Source organism: Nocardioides marmorisolisilvae, from assembly GCF_003725775.1.
GTDB classification, from domain to species: Bacteria; Actinomycetota; Actinomycetes; order Propionibacteriales; family Nocardioidaceae; genus Marmoricola; species Marmoricola marmorisolisilvae.
Genome location: NZ_RJSG01000006.1, coordinates 227,927 through 243,792 on the forward strand (window position 1 = coordinate 227,927; position 15,866 = coordinate 243,792).

Here is a 15,866-nt window from a genome sequence, read left to right on the forward strand (position 1 = left end):
TCACAGAGCGGACTGCGACGCGTTCGAGTCGGTGGTGGCCTGCTGCGAGGGAGGCTGGGGGGCGGGATCGGTGCCGGGCTCGGCCGGCTCGATCGGTGCCTCGGCGGTCTCGGCCGCCGCGGCTGCCGCGGCGGCACCGCCGGGTCGCACCTTCCGCGCCGGGAGGTCATCGTCGTCGTCGGTGTCGAAGCGCCGGGACGAGAGGTTCCGCGCCGTGGGGATGCCCGTCCGCTCGGCGTACTCGTCGAGCACGTCGTCGGTCGGCCCGTCCATCTCGATCAGACCCTTGTTGATCCAGATGACCCGGTCGCACATGCCCCGGATCGTCGACATCGAGTGGCTGACCAGCAGCACCGTGCCGGCGTGCTCGACGATCTCGTCGACGCGCTGCCGACTGCGCTGGCGGAAGTCGACGTCGCCGGTCGCCAGCGCTTCGTCGATGAGCAGGATGTCGGGGCGCGAGGCGGTCGAGATCGCGAACCGGAGCCGCGCGCTCATCCCCGAGGAGTAGGCGCGCATCGGCAGGTGCATGAACTCGCCGATCCCGGCCAGCTCGACGGTCTCGTCGTAACGCGCCCGGACCTCGGCCGGGGACAGGCCGAGGGCAAGACCGCCGAGGATGACGTTGCGCTCGCCGGTCATGTCCTTGATCAGCGCGGCGTTGACGCCGAGGAGCGAGGCGGTGCCGTCGGTCCAGATGCTGCCCTTGGTCGGCGGGAGCGATCCGGCGAGGGCACGCAGCAGCGTGCTCTTGCCGGAACCGTTGTGGCCGATGATGCCGATCGACTCGCCGTGGTGGGCGACGAACGAGACACCGCGGACGGCCTTGACCACGTCGACGGCACCGACGTGGCGCCGCAGGTTGGCCCACTTGGAGGTGGCGTTGAGGCGGCGACCACCGAAGGTCCGGTAGTGGATGTGGACGTCGTCGACGACGAGCGCGGGGCGGGTGGAGTCAGCCACGGGCGTACTTCTCCTCCGCGCGCCAGAAGAAGATGAACCCCAGGGCCAGCGTGCCGAAGGCCCAGCCGAATCCCCAGAGCCAGGCGTCGAGGGTCACCTGCGTCTCCTCCAGCAGGGCGCCGCGGCCCAGCTCGAGGTAGATCGCGATCGGCTGGTGGCTGAGCACGTTGCCGATCGTGACGTGGTTCCCGACGTAGTGGCTGATCGAGAAGAACACGCCCGAGGTGTACATCAGGGCGCGCAGCACGAACGGCACCAGGCGGCCGAAGTCGCGGAACTGGACGACCATCCGGGCGAAGAAGAACGCGAACCCGGTGCCGAAGATCCACTGCAGGATGACGGCGAACGGGAGCAGCAGCCAGCTGGCCTGGAAGTGCTCACCCGAGCCGATCACCACCACGATCATCACGAAGATCGCCGGGATCAGGGTGAACAGCTCGGCGAGCACCGTCGCCGCCGGCAGCACCGCACGCGGGAACTGCAGCGACCCGATCAGCTCCTGGTTCATGCTGATCGACTTGGCGCCCTGGGAGATGCAGGCCGTGGAGAAGTGGTACAGGAAGACGCCGACCACCAGGAAGCCCACGAAGTTGTGGATGCCGCGGCTGGTGTTGAGCAGCACGCCGAAGATCAGCAGGTAGACGCACGCCCACAGCGCCGGGGTGATGATCGCCCAGAGCTGGCCGAGGTAGCCGCCCTGGTTGCGGATGTAGGCCTTCGACGCCGCCAGCGACACGATGAAGTGCCGGCGCTGCCAGGTCTGCTGGAGGTAGACCTTGAGCGGCGGCCGGACGCCGACGGGGGTGAGCCCGTGCTCGGCCGCGTAGGCCGAGAGCTCACCCGGCGCGTAGACGCCTGCCGGGTCCGCGGACGGGGTCGTGGTGCTCACAGCCGATGTGCCTGCGTTCCCGCGGTCGCGCCGCGGGTGTCGAAGAACAGCTGGGACTTGCTCGCCAGGTCGGCCGGCGCGTAGGCGGTGTGCGCCTGCACCAGGATCACCAGGTCGGCCGCGGCCAGCGCTGCGTCGAGGTCCTCGGCCCGGGTGACCGGGACGCCCGGGCGCCAGTCGAGCACGTGCGGGTCGTGGTAGCTGATCACCGCGCCGAGCTGCTCCAGCTGGCGGGCCAGCGGAACGGCTGGCGACTCGCGCTGGTCGGCGATGTCGGGCTTGTAGGTCACGCCGAGCATGAGCACCGACGCGCCGCGGATCGCCTTGCTGTGGTCGTTGAGGAGGTTCTGCGCCCGGTGCGCGACGTACGCCGGCATGGTCGCGTTGATCTCCTCGGCGAGCTCCACGAAGCGGAACGGGTAGCCGAGCTTCGCGCGCACGTTGTGGGAGAGGTAGTTCGGGTCGATCGGGATGCAGTGACCGCCGACGCCGGGACCCGGGTAGAACGCCTGGAAGCCGAACGGCTTGGTGCTCGCGCAGCGGATGACGTCCCACAGGTCGATGTCGAGCTCGTGGCAGAACCGCGCCATCTCGTTGACCAGGGCGATGTTGATGTGCCGGTAGGTGTTCTCCAGCAGCTTCGCGGTCTCGGCCTCCTTGGCACCGGTCGCCTGCACGACGGTGGTGACGAACTTGCCGTAGAAGTTGGCCGCCCGGGCGGTCGAGTCGGCGTCCAGGCCGCCGACCACCTTCGGGGTGTTGGCCAGACCCCAGGTCGGGTTGCCGGGGTCGATGCGCTCGGGGGAGAAGGCGAGGTGGAAGTCGGTGCCCGCGGCCAGACCGGAGGCCTCCTCGAGCATCGGCTTGACGACCTCCTCGGTGGTGCCCGGGTAGGTGGTCGACTCGAGGACGACGAGCTGGCCGGCACGCAGGTGGGCGCCGATCGCGGTGACCGCGGACTTCACGGCGCCCAGGTCGGGTCCGCCGGCCTCGCCGAGCGGCGTCGGCACGCAGATGACCACGGTGTCGGCGTCGGCGATGACGCTCGCGTCGGTGGTGGCCGTGAACCCGGCGCCGACCATCGCGGCGATGTCGCCGTCACTCAGGTCGTCGACGTGGGACCGGCCGGAGTTCAGCCCGTCGACGATCGCAGTGGTGACGTCGAGTCCGACGACCTTCAGTCCGGCCGTGGTGGCCTCCTTCGCCAGCGGCAGGCCCACGTAGCCCAGTCCGATGACGACCAGGTCGGTCGATGCTGCGGTCATGCTGTCTCTCCTCGGTGCGCCAGGTGCAGTTCATGGTAGATCGCGTCGTACGTCGTCGCGGCTGCAGCCCAGGAGCGAGTCTCCCGCACCCAGTGCCGTCCGGCATAACCGAGCCGACGCCTCAGCGCGGCGTCCGTGAGCGTGCTCACAGCCGCGGCGAGCGCCTCCGGGTCGTCGGGGCGCACCAGCAGGCCGCGGTCCTCGGCGCCCCCGCCGACGAGGAGCTCGCGCAGCGGCGGCAGGTCGGAGGCCACCACCGGGATCCCCATCGCCATCGCCTCGACGGGCTTGATCGGCGGGACCAGGCGCGTCACGGGCAGGTCCCTCCGGGGCAGGCAGAACACGTCGAGCCCCCGGTACGCCGCCATCAGCTCGTCGCGTCCGACCCGGCCGGTGAACCGGGCGGCGTCGCCGAGTCCGCGGCTCCGGGCGAGCTCGGCGAGGTCGGCTGCTGCCGGCCCGCTGCCGAGGACGACCAGCCGGACGTCGGTGTCCTGCTCACGGAGCAGCGCCACCGCCTCGATCAGGACGTCGACACCCTCGTAGGCGTTCAGCGTGCTGCCCAGACCGACGGTGAACGGGCCTGCGAGGTCCGGGTCGACCGCCGGGGCGTCCAGCCAGGAGCTGTCGACGCAGTTCGGCACCAGGTGCACCCGCTCCGCGGGTACCCCGCGTCCGATGATCGCCTCGCGCATCGACTCGCTCAGCGTCACCACCGCGTCGGCCGCCTGCATCGCGCGCGTCTCGGCCTGCCGGGTCAACCGGTAGAAGTCGCTCTCCGGCGAACCGCCGGTGCGGCTGAGCCAGGTCTCCTCCAGGAATCCCCGGACCTCGTAGACCAGCGGGATGCCGAACCGGTGCCGCAGCGCGAGTCCCACCTGGGCGTTCACGTGATTGCTGTGCGCGTGCAGCACGGTCGGTTGCAGGCGGCGCACCAGCCGGGAGGCGTGCTCGACGTCGGACCGCAGCGCGACGTCGGCCCGCAGCGGCAGGCGCAGCGGGACCGAGCGGTGGTACGGCACGCCGTCGACGGTCGCCGTACGGGCTGCCTCCAGCCGGCCGCGGTTGACCGGGAAGCCGAGGCGGCTGAGCACGTGCACGTCGTGGCCCGCGGCGAGCTGGGCCGCGGCGATGCCCTGGGTGCGCACGGTGTAACCGGCCACGGTCTCCGGCAGGGCGTTGGTGACCAGGTGCAGCACCCGGTCGGGGCCGTCCGGTGCTGCGGCGGGGCGGGTCGGCGCGCCGGGCGCCGGCTCCTCGAGGAGGGCGATCTCGCCGGCCACCAGGCGGGCGAGCAGGCGCCCCGTCGCACCGGCGGAGCGGGCGAGCTCCAGGGCCCGGCGCAGGTCGCCGGCGCGGTACGCCGCGAGCGCGTCCTGGTACGCGGGCCTGCGCAGCCACGGCTGCGGGACCCCGGTGACGTGACCGGTGCTGCGGAGCAGGTGCCGGGTGGCGACGGTGGCGGCGGCGGGCCCGTTGCGCAGGGCGCGGACGGGGTGGTGCACCATCGCCGTCGCCTCGCTTTCCCTCGCGGCGCCGCCAGCACGGCTGCACGTGTGAGATGGACGACATCCCCGGGGGAGCGGCCCGGTGCCGATGCGTCGTTTGCCCCGCTCCCGGGGCAGTATGGCACGGGAGTCGCGCGCGCTCGGCGCTGCCTGTCATCCTACGAACGACACGTTTCGCCCCATGTCCCGAAGAGGTCCTTGCATGTCCCTCGTTGTCCACATCACTGGCGCGCGCCCGAACTTCCCGAAGGCCGCACCCGTCATCGACGCGATCGCACGACTCGGCGGCGGAGAGGTGCGCCAGCGCCTGGTGCACACCGGCCAGCACTACGACGAGAAGATGTCCGACGTCTTCTTCCGCCAGCTCGGCCTGCCCGAGCCGGACGTGAACCTCGGGGTCGGTTCCGGCACGCACGCCGCGCAGACCGCCGCGGTGATGGTCGGCCTGGAGAACCTCTTCCTCGAGGAGCGTCCCGACGTGGTCGTCGTCTACGGCGACGTGAACTCGACCGTCGCGGCCGCCCTGGTCGCCGCCAAGCTGCAGATCCCGCTCGCGCACGTCGAGGCCGGCCTGCGCAGCTTCGACCCGACCATGCCCGAAGAGGTCAACCGGCTGGTCACCGACCGGCTCTCCGACGTGCTGCTGTGCACCAGCGCCGACGCCGTCGCGCACCTCGGCAACGAGGGTGTCGCCCCCGAGCGGATCCACCTGGTCGGCAACCCGATGATCGACACCCTGCTCGCGCACCTCGACGCCTTCGACGTGGACGCGGCCCGTGCCGCCCACCAGCTCGAGGGCCGCTACGCCGTCGCCACGCTGCACCGCCCGGCCAACGTCGACGCCGGCCCGGACGCCCAGGCGCTCGTCGCCACGCTGCACGCCGCGGCGGACCAGGTCCAGGTCGTGCTGCCGCTGCACCCGCGAGGCCGGGCCACCCTGGAGGAGGCCGGGCTCTTCAAGCACCCGGGCATCCTGGTCTGCGACCCGCTCGGCTACGTCGAGTTCCTCGGCCTGGTCCGCGGCGCCGACGTCGTCATCACCGACTCCGGCGGCGTCCAGGAGGAGACCACCGTCCTCGGCGTCCCGTGCCTGACCCTGCGCCCCAACACCGAGCGCCCGGTCACCATCACCCACGGCACCAACCGCCTGGTCACCCGTGAGGACCTGCCGCGCCAGGTCGGCATCGCGCTGGCCGCCGACCGCTCCACCCACAAGGTTCCGCCGCTCTGGGACGGCCAGGCCGGTCCCCGCATCGCCGAGGTGCTGGTCGGGGCCTACGCATGATCCTTCGCCGCCGACCGCGGCTGGGCTCCTTCACACCACCACAGCCGGATCCCGCGCGACCTGACGTCAAGGTCGCGGTGATCCTGGACCCGTTCTCCGAGCTGGCGTTCCGCTACGAGTGGGACCAGGTCACGTTCGGCCCGCAGGACTGGCGCCAGGTCCTCGAGGTGAACCGACCGCAGCTGCTCTTCGTGGAGTCAGCGTGGAACGGCAACGACGGGCGCTGGCGCCTGCACATGACTGAGTTCGACAAGCCCAGCCCCGAGCTGACCGCGCTGGTTGCCTGGTGCCGCGCGGAGGGCATCCCGACGGTCTTCTGGAACAAGGAGGACCCGCCGAACTACGACAAGTTCATCGAGACCGCGCGCCTCTTCGACCAGGTCTTCACCGTCGACGCCGACCGGATCGAGGTCTACCGGCGCGACCTGGGCCACGACCGGATCGCGCTGCTGCCGTTCGCCGCGCAGCCGGCGCTGCACAATCCGGTCCGGCACCCGATCCGCCGGATGCCGGCCCGCCCGTACGACGTGGCGTTCGCCGGGACCTGGTTCGCGCACAAGCACCCGCAGCGCCGCGCCCAGATGGAGTACGTGCTGCGCCCCGCCCTCGACCACGGGCTGCACATCTGGTCTCGGATGACCGGGGACAAGCGGCACCGCTTCCCGAAGCCCTACCGCCAGCACGTCGTCGGCTCGCTGCCGTACGAGAAGATGTTGGCCGCCTACACGGCGTACAAGGTGTTCCTCAACGTCAACTCGGTCACCGAGAGCGTGAGCATGTGCTCGCGTCGACTCTTCGAGCTCTCCGCCGCGCAGACCGCGATCATCTCCGCGCCGGCCGCCAGCATCGAGCCGTTCTTCGGCGACACCGTCACGGTGGTCGAGAACGCCGAGCAGACCGAGGCTGCGCTGGTGCGCCTGCTCGGTGACGACGCCGGACGCGACGGCCAGGCGCTGCGCGCGCACCGCCGGGTCTTCGACGAGCACCTCTACGCCCACCGCGTCCAGAAGGTGCTCGCCGCCGTCGGTCTCGGCGCCGGCGAGAAGCCCGAGCCGTCGGTGAGCGCGATCGTGCCGACGGTCCGCCCCGAGCAGGTCGACCACGTCCTGGCGTACATCGCCCGGCAGTCGCACCCCCGGATCGAGCTGGTCCTGGTCACCCACGGCTTCGTCCTCGACGAGGCCGAGCTGCGGGGGCGCGCCGCGGCAGCCGGTGTCACCGACGTCGTGCTGGTGAACGCCGATGCCGCGCTCACCCTGGGCGCGATCCTCAACCTCGGCATCGACGCCGCCGGTGGTGACCTGGTCACCAAGATGGACGACGACAACTTCTACGGCGAGCACTACCTGACCGACCTGGTGCGGGCGCTGGAGTTCTCCCGCGCCGACGTGGTCGGCAAGTGGGCGCACTACGTGCTCCTGGAGTCCACCGGCGAGACGCTGCTGCGGTTCGGGCACGCCGAGCACCGCTACGTCCCGCAGGTGCAGGGCGGCACCCTGCTGATGCGTCGTGCGCTCGCCGCGGAGCTCCGCTTCGACGACCTGCCTCGCCGCGTCGACACCACGTTCCTGGCGCGCGTCATCGAGTCCGGCCGCACGGTCTACGCCGCGGACCGCTTCAACTTCGTCTCGGTGCGCCGTTCGGACCCCGAGAGCCACACCTGGACCATCAGCGACGACGAGATCAAGACCCGGTCCTCGCAGCTGGTCGACACCACGAACCCCTATGCCCTCGCGGAGGTCTGAGTGGCCAGCAACGTCCAACACACAGCACCCGCGCCGATCACGAGCCCGCCCAAGGCGCTCGACCACGGGATCCGCAACGACGTCGACGGGCTGCGCGCCGTCGCCGTCCTGCTGGTGATCTTCTACCACGTCGGTTTCGGGCTCTTCGGCGGCGGATTCGTGGGCGTGGACATCTTCTTCGTCATCTCCGGCTTCGTCATCACCCGGCAGCTGTTCAAGGAGGTCAAGCGCGAGGGCCACGTCTCCCTGCTCGGCTTCTACGCCCGCCGGGCGAAGCGACTGCTGCCCGCCGCGTCGGTGGTGCTGGCCGCGTCGGCGTTCATGACCTGGCAGTTCCTGCCGAAGGTCCGCTGGGAGAACTCGGGCGGCGACATCGTCTCCTCGGCGTTCTACTTCATCAACTGGCACCTCATCGGGCGCTCGGTGAACTACCTGGCCGAGGACGAGCCGCCGTCGATCGTGCAGCACTTCTGGTCGCTGGCGATCGAGGAGCAGTTCTACCTGGTCTGGCCGCTGCTGATCCTGATCGCGCTCTGGTTCGGCCGCCGCTACGCGGTGAAGAGGAGCGTGAGCCTGGTCGCCGGACTCGCGGTGATCGCGGTGCCGTCGTTCATCTACTGCCTCTACATGACCCACCACGACCCGGCCCGGGCCTACTTCGACACCGGGGTCCGGATGTGGGAGTTCGCGATCGGCGGGTTCGCGGCGCTGCTCGCCTCGAAGCTGAACAAGATGCCCGCGCGGATCGGCTGGCTGATCTCGTGGACCGGCCTGGTGATGCTGCTCGGCAGCGGCGTGTTCTACAACGACACGATGGCCTGGCCCGGTTCGGCCGCGGTGGTGCCGACCCTGGGAGCCGGCCTGCTCATCGCCGGCGGCGTCGCCGCCGGACCGACGGGTCCGGTCTCGCTGCTCGGCACCCGGCCGATGCTGTTCCTCGGGCACATCAGCTACTCCATGTACCTGTGGCACTGGCCGCTGATCATCGTGGCCCAGGACCACTACGGCACGACCCACCTCTCCACCAAGGTCGGGCTCGCGATCGTCGTCGGCACCATCGTCCCGGCGTACCTGACCTACCGGTTCATCGAGAACCCGCTGCGCTACTCGACGTGGATCTCCGGCAGCAAGCGTGCCGCCTACAGCGTCGGCCTGAACGCGAGCCTGATCGGAGCCGCCGCGGGTCTGCTGCTCATCGCCGGGTTCTCCCAGGCCGCCTCGGCCACCCGCGACGTCGCCACGACCCCGGGAGCGGCCATCCTCGGCCAGACGGCCGCGGGCACCACGATCCCCTCAGGGCAGCTGCCGGGTGACGAGGACTACCCGGCGATCTACCCCAACCCGCTGAAGGCCGTCGACGACATCCCGGCCCTCTACAACTCCGGGTGCCAGGTGGACGTCCCGACGACCAAGCCGAAGGTGTGCCGCTACGGCTCCGCGAACGCACGCACGACGATCGCGGTGGTCGGCGACTCGAAGGCAGCCCAGTGGGTGCCGGCGTTCCAGGCGCTCGCCCGGATCAACCACTGGCAGATCCTCACCTACACCAAGTCGGCGTGCTCCTTCGCGACGATCACGATCACCAACGCGGGCAAGCCCTACACCCAGTGCCGGACGTGGACCGACAACGTCATCAAGGACCTCACCACGAAGTCCAAGCCCGACTACGTCGTGACCGTGAGCCAGAAGGGCCGCGGGATCATCGGCACAAAGGACGGCAAGCCGCAGACGAGCAAGGTGGCGTTCGAGAAGCAGGTCGCGAGCACCTGGAACACGCTCGCGAAGGCGGGGATCAAGGTGATCTCGCTCGGCGACACCCCGCAGACCGGCATGCAGGTCTACAGCTGTGTCGCCCAGCACCAGAAGAACTACTTCTCCAAGTGCACCTACGACAAGGCGAAGGGCATCCGCCTCAGCGGCCTGGACGAGCAGAGGGCTGCGGCGGCGAAGGCGCACGTGCCGTTCATCGACATGACGTCGTTCATCTGCCCGCCGGCGTACAAGAACGCCTGTCCTCCGGTCATCGGAAACGTGATGATCTACCGGCAGGGGTCCCACATCACCAAGACCTACATCGAGACGATGTCGCAACAGCTCGGCATCCAGCTACGCAAGGCAGGGGTTCGGTAGTGGCCAAGGACGGGGTCAGCGGGATGAGCACGGGCGCGCCGAAGGGCGCCCGGCTCGGACGTCTCCGCACCCGGATCCAGCACCTGGCGACCTCCTCGGAGCCGGAGAGCTGGGAGGTTCCGCCGGCGGTGACGCCTGCGCGCGACCTGACCGTGGCGATGGCCACCTCGGACCGGCTCCGCGCCGGGTTCGCCGACCAGTGGCGCCAGCTCGTCGTCGCGCCCGGATCTCCCGCGGTCACCGGGGCGGACCTGGTGCTCGTCGAGCTCATCGACAACCGCGTCGCCGGCTTCGGCGACCTGACCGACGCCGCGACCGTCCGGCTGGTCGAGGCCCTCGGTGCCGCCGACGTGCCGGTGGTCCTCTGGGTCACCGCCGGCAGGCCGCCGAGCGCCCGCCCGGCCCGTGAGCTGCTCGCGCCGCTGCTGGAGGTCGCCGACACCGTTCTCGTCGCGGACCTCCTGGAGCAGTGGCAGGAGCTGGTCCCCGGTGCGGAGCTGCTCGCACCCGCCGCCGAGGCCCGCCGTGCACCCCAGGACCACACGCCGCACCCGGAGGGTGCCCGCGGCCTGATCCTCTCCTCCGGCGCCAGCGACCAGGCCTCGGCCGGCCCGGTCGCGGTCCTGATCGGTGGCGGGCTGAAGCCGTGGGTCGAGCGGATCGACGCGCTCCTGGTCGACCACCCGCTGCACCCGCGCGGTGTGCTGCCGCTGCCGTTCGGGGAGACTGCCCGCGTCGTCGAGCACGCGGACGCCGTCGCCGCGATCACCCGCGCCGCGGTCCTCATCGACGGTCCGCGACGCACCCCGGCGGACACCTGGAACATGCTCGCCGCCGCTGCTGCGGGGACGCCGGTGGTCTCGGTCGCCGGTCTGCCGCAGCCCGCCGGCATGGTCGTGCCCGCCCCGATCGAGGCCGCCAGCATGCGCGCCGAGGTCGTCGCCCGCCTGCACCAGCCCGAGCTCGTCGACCGCGAGGCGCTCCAGCAGCGTCGGGCCGTGCTCGCCCAGCACACCTTCGGGCAGCGCGCGGGGGTCCTGCTCGGTGCTGCCGGCCGACCCGAGCCCGAGCCGCGGGTGCCGACGGTCTCCGCTGTCGTCCCGACCAACCGCACCCACGAGCTGGACAACGTCTTCGCGAACATCGGCCGGCAGTCGCACCGCGCCGTCGAGCTGGTGCTCGTGCTGCACGGGCTCGACCTCGACGAGGCGGACCTGCGGTCGCGGGCCCGCGACGCCGGCGTACCGGAGCTCCAGGTGATCCCGGCTCCGAGCCACCTCACCCTCGGCGCGTGCATGAACCTGGGCATCGACGCCTCCTCGGGCGAGCTCGTCGCCAAGATGGACGACGACAACTACTACGGCACCCACTACCTCGGTGACCTGGTCGACGCGCTGCGTGCCCAGGGCGCCGGGATCGCCGGCAAGTGGGGTCACTACGTGTGGCTGCGCTCGACCGGTGCCGTGGTGCTGCGCTACCCGGACTTCGAGAACCGCTGGGTGCGTCGCATCCAGGGCGGCTCGATGCTCTTCGAGGGCGACGTGGTGCGCGACCTTCGTTTCGGTGATCTTCCGCGCGCGGTCGACTCCGACATCCTCGACCGATCGATGGCCGCCGGTGTCTCGATCTGGTCGGCTGACCGGTACAACTACGTCAGCGTGCGCGGCGAGGACAACTCGGCGCACACCTGGACGGTGGAGGACGCGACGTTCCTCACCGCCTCGGGTCGGCTGGCGTTCTACGGCGACCCGCGGTCGCATGTGGAGGTGTGAGAGATGTCCCTGCGCTTTCGGGTGAAGCGTGTCATCCGTCGACAGGCGGCGACCGCGTCGGCCAAGCTGCCGGCCGGCGGCCCGCTCTGGTGGCGACGGCTGGTCGAGCGCGCCCAGGTCGCCGAGGCCCGTCGCCTCATCGCCAGCAAGGACCTCGCTCCGGCCCGCGGGCTCCTGAAGCCGCACGTCGACCGGTCGGCGCCGCTGGCCCTGGCGGTGCTCGCCGAGCTCGACGAGCGTGCCGGTGACTACACGGCGGCGCTGACGGCCGCTCGCGCCGCGGTGGCCGGCGATGCTGCGAAGGTCCCGTTCGACGCGCGGCTGGTGCACTACCGGCTGGCGGTCACCCAGGGTGAGCAGGACGAGGTCGCGGCCTCGCTGGCAGCGCTCGTGGACACCCGTCCGCGCCGGCAGCGTCAGGCGGTCCTCACCTTCGAGGCGCTGCGCAGCGCCACCCCGGCGGACGTGGACCGGTTCCGCGACCACCTGGTGGGCTGGAAGACGTTCCGCGACACCGAGGAGCTCACCGAGCTCCACGACGAGACCCGCGCGGAGCTGGAGCTGCTCGCCGCCTCCGATGCCGAGCTCGACGCCCTGGTCGCAGCGGTCGACGACCGCCTGCGTCGCCCCTTGCCGGTGGTCGCCCGCGCCCTGGACCAGCGCCGGGAGTGGGCGCGGCTCGCCGACTACGCCGAGCGCCGCACCGCCAACGCGATCGCGATCCCGGTACGCCGCAAGGCAGCGCTGGAGCTGCGCAAGGCCGCGTCCCGCGCCCTGACCGCCGGCTACACCGAGCCGGCCCAGCGCCTCGCCGCCCAGGCCCTCGCGCGTCACCCCGACGACCGCTTCGCCCAGCAGACCTGGGCCAACGCCGCCGACCAGCTGTTGGTCGTGCGGGAGGGCTGGAACGCCCCGACGCCGGCCGCCCGGCCCGCCTACGAGCCGCGGCCGCGTGCCGTGCTCGCGATGCTGGCCCAGTCGCTGCCGTGGATGTCCGGCGGCTACGCGACCCGCACTCACGGCATCATGACCGGTCTGGCCAACCACGGCTGGGACGTCGAAGGCGTGACGCGACTCGGCTTCCCGTACGACCGGTGGACGATGCTCGACCCGCGACGGGTCGAGGACTTCGACGAGGTCGACGGGATCAAGTACCACCGCGTCCTGGCGCAGACCGCTCCCGGGCCGTACCCGCAGCACCCGTTGGCCGGCTACGTCGACCGGTACGCGCAGGCCATCGTGCAGCACGCCCGCCGCCACCGGCCCGCGCTGCTCCAGTCCTCCAGCTTCCACGTCAACGGCATGGCCACCCGCCAGGCCGCGGCCAAGCTCGGCATCCCGTACGTCTACGAGATGCGCGGGCTGGAGGACCTGATGAAGGTCTCCCGCGACCCGGAGTTCCGCACCAGCGACCGGCAGCACTTCCTCGACACCGTCGAGCTGGCCTCGTGCATGGGCGCGGAGCGGGTCTTCGTGATCACCGAGGCGCTGCGGCGCGAGATGGCCGAGCGCGGGGTTCCGGAGGAGAAGCTGGTGGTGCTGCCCAACGGGGTGCACACCAACCTGTTCCAGCCGCGCGAGCGCGACGCCGAGCTGGAGGCCGAGCTCGGCCTCCAGGGCAAGACCGTCATCGGGTACGCCGGCGGCATGGTCGACTACGAGGGCCTGGAGCTGCTGCTCGAGGCGGTCGCCGAGCTCCGTGAGCGACGGCGCGGTCCGGACGGCAGCGTCGACTTCCACCTGGTCATCGTGGGCAGCGGCCCGCACCAGCCGGTGGTGCAGGCGACCGCGGAGCGGCTCCGCCTCGGCGACGTGCTCACCTTCACCGGTCGGGTGCCGCACGAGGAGGTCAGCCGCTACCTCTCGCTGTTCGACATCACGCCGTTCCCGCGGCTGCCGCTCCCGGTCTGCGAGCTGATCTCACCGATCAAGCCGTTCGAGTCGCTGGCGATGGGCAAGGCCGTGATCGTGTCCTCGGTGGCCGCGCTGACCGAGATCGTCAACGACGAGGTCACCGGCCTGGTCTTCGAGAAGGGCTCGTCCACGGACCTGGCTCGGGTCATCGAGCGCTACATCGACGACCCGGGTCTGCGGGCAGCGATGGGTGAGCGGGCGCGTTCCTGGGTCCTGGCCGAGCGCGACTGGAGCAAGCTCGTCGACATCATGAGCGCGGAGTACGAGAAGATCCTCGGCTGATCAGCCCGTCGCGGCGACGACGGCGCTGACCACGCCGGGCAGAGCTTCCTCGAGCTCGTCCGCGCGCAGCTGCTGGTGCACCTGACCGTCGATCACGACGCGCTCGGTGATGCCGGCCTCGCGCAGCACCTTGAAGTGGTGGCTGGCGGTGGACTTGCCGATTCCGTCGTACAGGCGGACGCAGGCCACCGGGCCTCCGTCGGCCGACATCCGCCGGACCATCTCGAGGCGGACCGGGTCGGCCAGCGCAGCGAGCACGTCCTGGACGCTGCCGACCGGGAGCACGGCGGGGAGCTCGTACGTCTCCTGTGATCCAACAGACATCCTGCGCCTCCTCACGGATAAGTCAGTTGCGGAATAGTTCGATGATCATCGAACTTAGATCTCCTACAGGTGTTCGACGTAGATCGAACTTACAAGCAGGAGACATCATGAGCAACACCTCGACAGCCGTGAGGATTCCGCAGCAGGACCTGGTCGGCCGTACGCCGCTCGTCGGCTCCTATCCACTGCTGATCGCCCTGCTCGCCGTGGCCCTCGGCGTCTCCGGGGCGCCCGCCCCGCTGTACGGGATCTACCAGCGCGAGTGGCACCTCGCCCCGCTGACCACGACCCTGGTGTTCGCCGTCTACGCGTTCGCCGCGCTCGGGTCGGTCCTGGTCGCCGGCAAGGTCTCGGACAAGGTCGGCCGCAAGCCGCTGCTGGTCGGTGCGGCCGTCGCGATGATCGTCGGCCTGGCCATCTTCATGACCGCGCACGGTGTCGCCGCGCTGTTCGTGGCCCGGGCGCTGCACGGTGCCGCGGTCGGCACCACGGTCGTCGTCGGCAGCGCTGCGCTGCTGGACCTGCGGCCGCACGACGGCGCCCGCACCGGACACCTCACCGGGATCATGTTCAACGTCGGGATCGCGACCACCGTGCTGGCGGCCGCGCTGCTGGCGCAGTACGCCCCCGACCCGCTCGTTACCCCGTACGCCGTCATCGGACTGGTGGTGCTGGTCCTGCTGCTCAACCTGCTCCTGATGGGTGAGCCGCACCAGGCGCGCAGCCCGGAGCCGATCCGGCTCTCGCGTCCCGGCGTGCCGGCGGACATCAAGCACGACTTCCGGTTCGCGGTGCTCGGGGTGATGGCGGCCTGGTCGGTCCTCGGCGTCTACCTCTCCCTGTTCCCGACCTTCGCCGGGGTCTCGACCGGCATCCACAGCCTGGTGTTCGGCGGCTCGGTGGTCGCCGCAATGGCGGGGGCCGCTGCGGTGAGCCAGGCGTTCGGCGGGCGGCTGGTGGCGCGGACCGCGGCCATCACCGGCGACTTCGCCACGGCCGTGGCGCTGGTGCTGAGCTGGCTGGCGATCAACAGCCACCACGCCTCGCTCGTGGTGGGTGCGGCGGTGCTGATGGGACTGTCCTTCGGGTTGGCCTTCGGCGGCTCGCTGCGCCACCTGGGCAGCGTCGTCCCGGCCGGGCAGCGCGGCGAGGTGATGTCGGCTTACTACGTGCTGGCCTACAGCGCGATGGCCGTGCCCACGATCCTCGCCGGCTGGGCCGCGACCCAGTGGAGCCTGGCGACGATCTTCCCGTGGTTCACCGCGGGCGTGGCGCTGGCCTGCCTCACCGCCGGCGTCCTCGGGGTGGCCTCGCGTCGTCCGGTCGCGCAGCTCGCGTGAGCGCTGTCCCCGGCGGTGGTTGCCGCCGGGGATAGCCTTCGGCTCGTGAAGGTCGTCGTGCTCACCGGTGCCGGTATCTCGGCGGAGAGCGGTGTCCCGACCTTCCGCGGTCCGGACGGGCTGTGGGAGGGGCACCGCGTCGAGGACGTCGCCACCCCCGAGGCCTTCGACGCCAACCGGCTGCTGGTGCAGCGGTTCTACGACGCCCGTCGCGCGTCGCTCGCCCGGGTGCAGCCCAACGCCGCGCACCTCGCCCTGGCCCGGCTCGAGCAGGTGCTCGGCGAGGACCTCTTCCTGGTCACCCAGAACATCGACGACCTGCACGAGCGCGCGGGCTCGCGGCGGGTGCACCACATGCACGGCGAGCTGCTGTCCGCGTGGTGCACCGCGTGCGACCAGCGCACCCACTGGAACCGGACGCTCGCCGACGAGCCTCCGTGCCCGGGCTG

Annotated in this window: 12 protein-coding genes; 7 read left to right on the forward strand and 5 right to left on the reverse strand. The window is 71.1% G+C overall.

Annotation, left to right across the window (positions count from 1 at the left end; translation table 11 throughout):
• From EFL95_RS19065 to EFL95_RS19080, 4 genes are read right to left on the reverse strand one after another with little or no spacing between them, the layout of a single operon-like run.
• Complete coding sequence (locus EFL95_RS19065) at nt 1-963, reverse strand: ABC transporter ATP-binding protein (RefSeq protein WP_123235695.1); 963 nt, start codon at nt 961-963, stop codon at nt 1-3.
• Nucleotides 956-1,852: an ABC transporter permease gene (locus EFL95_RS19070; RefSeq protein ID WP_123235696.1), complete on the reverse strand. Its 897-nt coding sequence runs from the start codon at nt 1,850-1,852 to the stop codon at nt 956-958. Before EFL95_RS19070 ends, EFL95_RS19065 begins: the two co-directional genes overlap by 8 nt.
• A complete protein-coding gene (locus EFL95_RS19075; RefSeq protein WP_123235697.1) occupies nt 1,849-3,117 on the reverse strand; it encodes a nucleotide sugar dehydrogenase in 1,269 nt (422 codons plus the stop codon). The genes EFL95_RS19070 and EFL95_RS19075 overlap by 4 nt, the downstream gene beginning before the upstream one ends.
• The gene (locus tag EFL95_RS19080; protein WP_221176512.1) at nt 3,114-4,625 is read right to left on the reverse strand and encodes a glycosyltransferase family 4 protein; all 1,512 of its coding nucleotides are present in this window, start codon (nt 4,623-4,625) and stop codon (nt 3,114-3,116) included. Before EFL95_RS19080 ends, EFL95_RS19075 begins: the two co-directional genes overlap by 4 nt.
• Before the next feature lie 202 nt (nt 4,626-4,827).
• Here EFL95_RS19080 and wecB point away from each other — a divergent pair, with 202 nt between their 5' ends.
• Genes wecB through EFL95_RS19105 form a run of 5 tightly spaced genes read left to right on the forward strand, consistent with a single transcriptional unit; the run spans nt 4,828 to nt 13,753 of the window.
• Nucleotides 4,828-5,910 (forward strand): non-hydrolyzing UDP-N-acetylglucosamine 2-epimerase, encoded by a 1,083-nt coding sequence (wecB, locus tag EFL95_RS19085; protein WP_183407272.1) that lies wholly within the window; start codon nt 4,828-4,830, stop codon nt 5,908-5,910.
• Nucleotides 5,907-7,655, forward strand: coding sequence for a glycosyltransferase family protein (locus EFL95_RS19090; RefSeq protein ID WP_123235699.1), 1,749 nt, complete (start codon nt 5,907-5,909; stop codon nt 7,653-7,655). Before wecB ends, EFL95_RS19090 begins: the two co-directional genes overlap by 4 nt.
• Nucleotides 7,656-9,785, forward strand: a complete 2,130-nt coding sequence (locus tag EFL95_RS19095; protein ID WP_123235700.1) for an acyltransferase family protein — start codon at nt 7,656-7,658, stop codon at nt 9,783-9,785. It abuts the gene before it with no gap.
• Nucleotides 9,785-11,557 (forward strand): glycosyltransferase family A protein, encoded by a 1,773-nt coding sequence (locus EFL95_RS19100; RefSeq protein ID WP_123235701.1) that lies wholly within the window; start codon nt 9,785-9,787, stop codon nt 11,555-11,557. The genes EFL95_RS19095 and EFL95_RS19100 overlap by 1 nt, the downstream gene beginning before the upstream one ends.
• 3 nt (nt 11,558-11,560) lie before the next feature.
• Nucleotides 11,561-13,753, forward strand: a complete 2,193-nt coding sequence (locus tag EFL95_RS19105) for a glycosyltransferase family 4 protein (RefSeq protein ID WP_123235702.1) — start codon at nt 11,561-11,563, stop codon at nt 13,751-13,753.
• Here EFL95_RS19105 and EFL95_RS19110 read toward each other — a convergent pair whose 3' ends face one another.
• Complete coding sequence (locus tag EFL95_RS19110; protein WP_123235703.1) at nt 13,754-14,077, reverse strand: ArsR/SmtB family transcription factor; 324 nt, start codon at nt 14,075-14,077, stop codon at nt 13,754-13,756.
• 107 nt (nt 14,078-14,184) lie between these two features.
• On the opposite strand from EFL95_RS19110, the gene EFL95_RS19115 reads away from it, so the two are divergent.
• A complete protein-coding gene (locus tag EFL95_RS19115; RefSeq protein WP_123235704.1) occupies nt 14,185-15,417 on the forward strand; it encodes an MFS transporter in 1,233 nt (410 codons plus the stop codon).
• A 45-nt stretch (nt 15,418-15,462) separates the two neighbouring features.
• On the forward strand, nt 15,463-15,866 hold a 404-nt coding region (locus tag EFL95_RS19120), incomplete at its 3' end, for a Sir2 family NAD-dependent protein deacetylase (protein WP_281272241.1).

Bases quoted from the DNA above. Each gene is read 5' to 3' on its own strand.
- EFL95_RS19075 (WP_123235697.1), bottom strand. From the start codon at position 3,117: ATGACCGCAGCATCGACCGACCTGGTCGTCATCGGACTGGGCTACGTG.
- EFL95_RS19080 (WP_221176512.1), bottom strand. From the start codon at position 4,625: ATGGTGCACCACCCCGTCCGCGCCCTGCGCAACGGGCCCGCCGCCGCC.
- wecB (WP_183407272.1), top strand. From the start codon at position 4,828: ATGTCCCTCGTTGTCCACATCACTGGCGCGCGCCCGAACTTCCCGAAG.
- EFL95_RS19090 (WP_123235699.1), top strand. From the start codon at position 5,907: ATGATCCTTCGCCGCCGACCGCGGCTGGGCTCCTTCACACCACCACAG.
- EFL95_RS19105 (WP_123235702.1), top strand. From the start codon at position 11,561: ATGTCCCTGCGCTTTCGGGTGAAGCGTGTCATCCGTCGACAGGCGGCG.
- EFL95_RS19110 (WP_123235703.1), bottom strand. From the start codon at position 14,077: ATGTCTGTTGGATCACAGGAGACGTACGAGCTCCCCGCCGTGCTCCCG.
- EFL95_RS19115 (WP_123235704.1), top strand. From the start codon at position 14,185: ATGAGCAACACCTCGACAGCCGTGAGGATTCCGCAGCAGGACCTGGTC.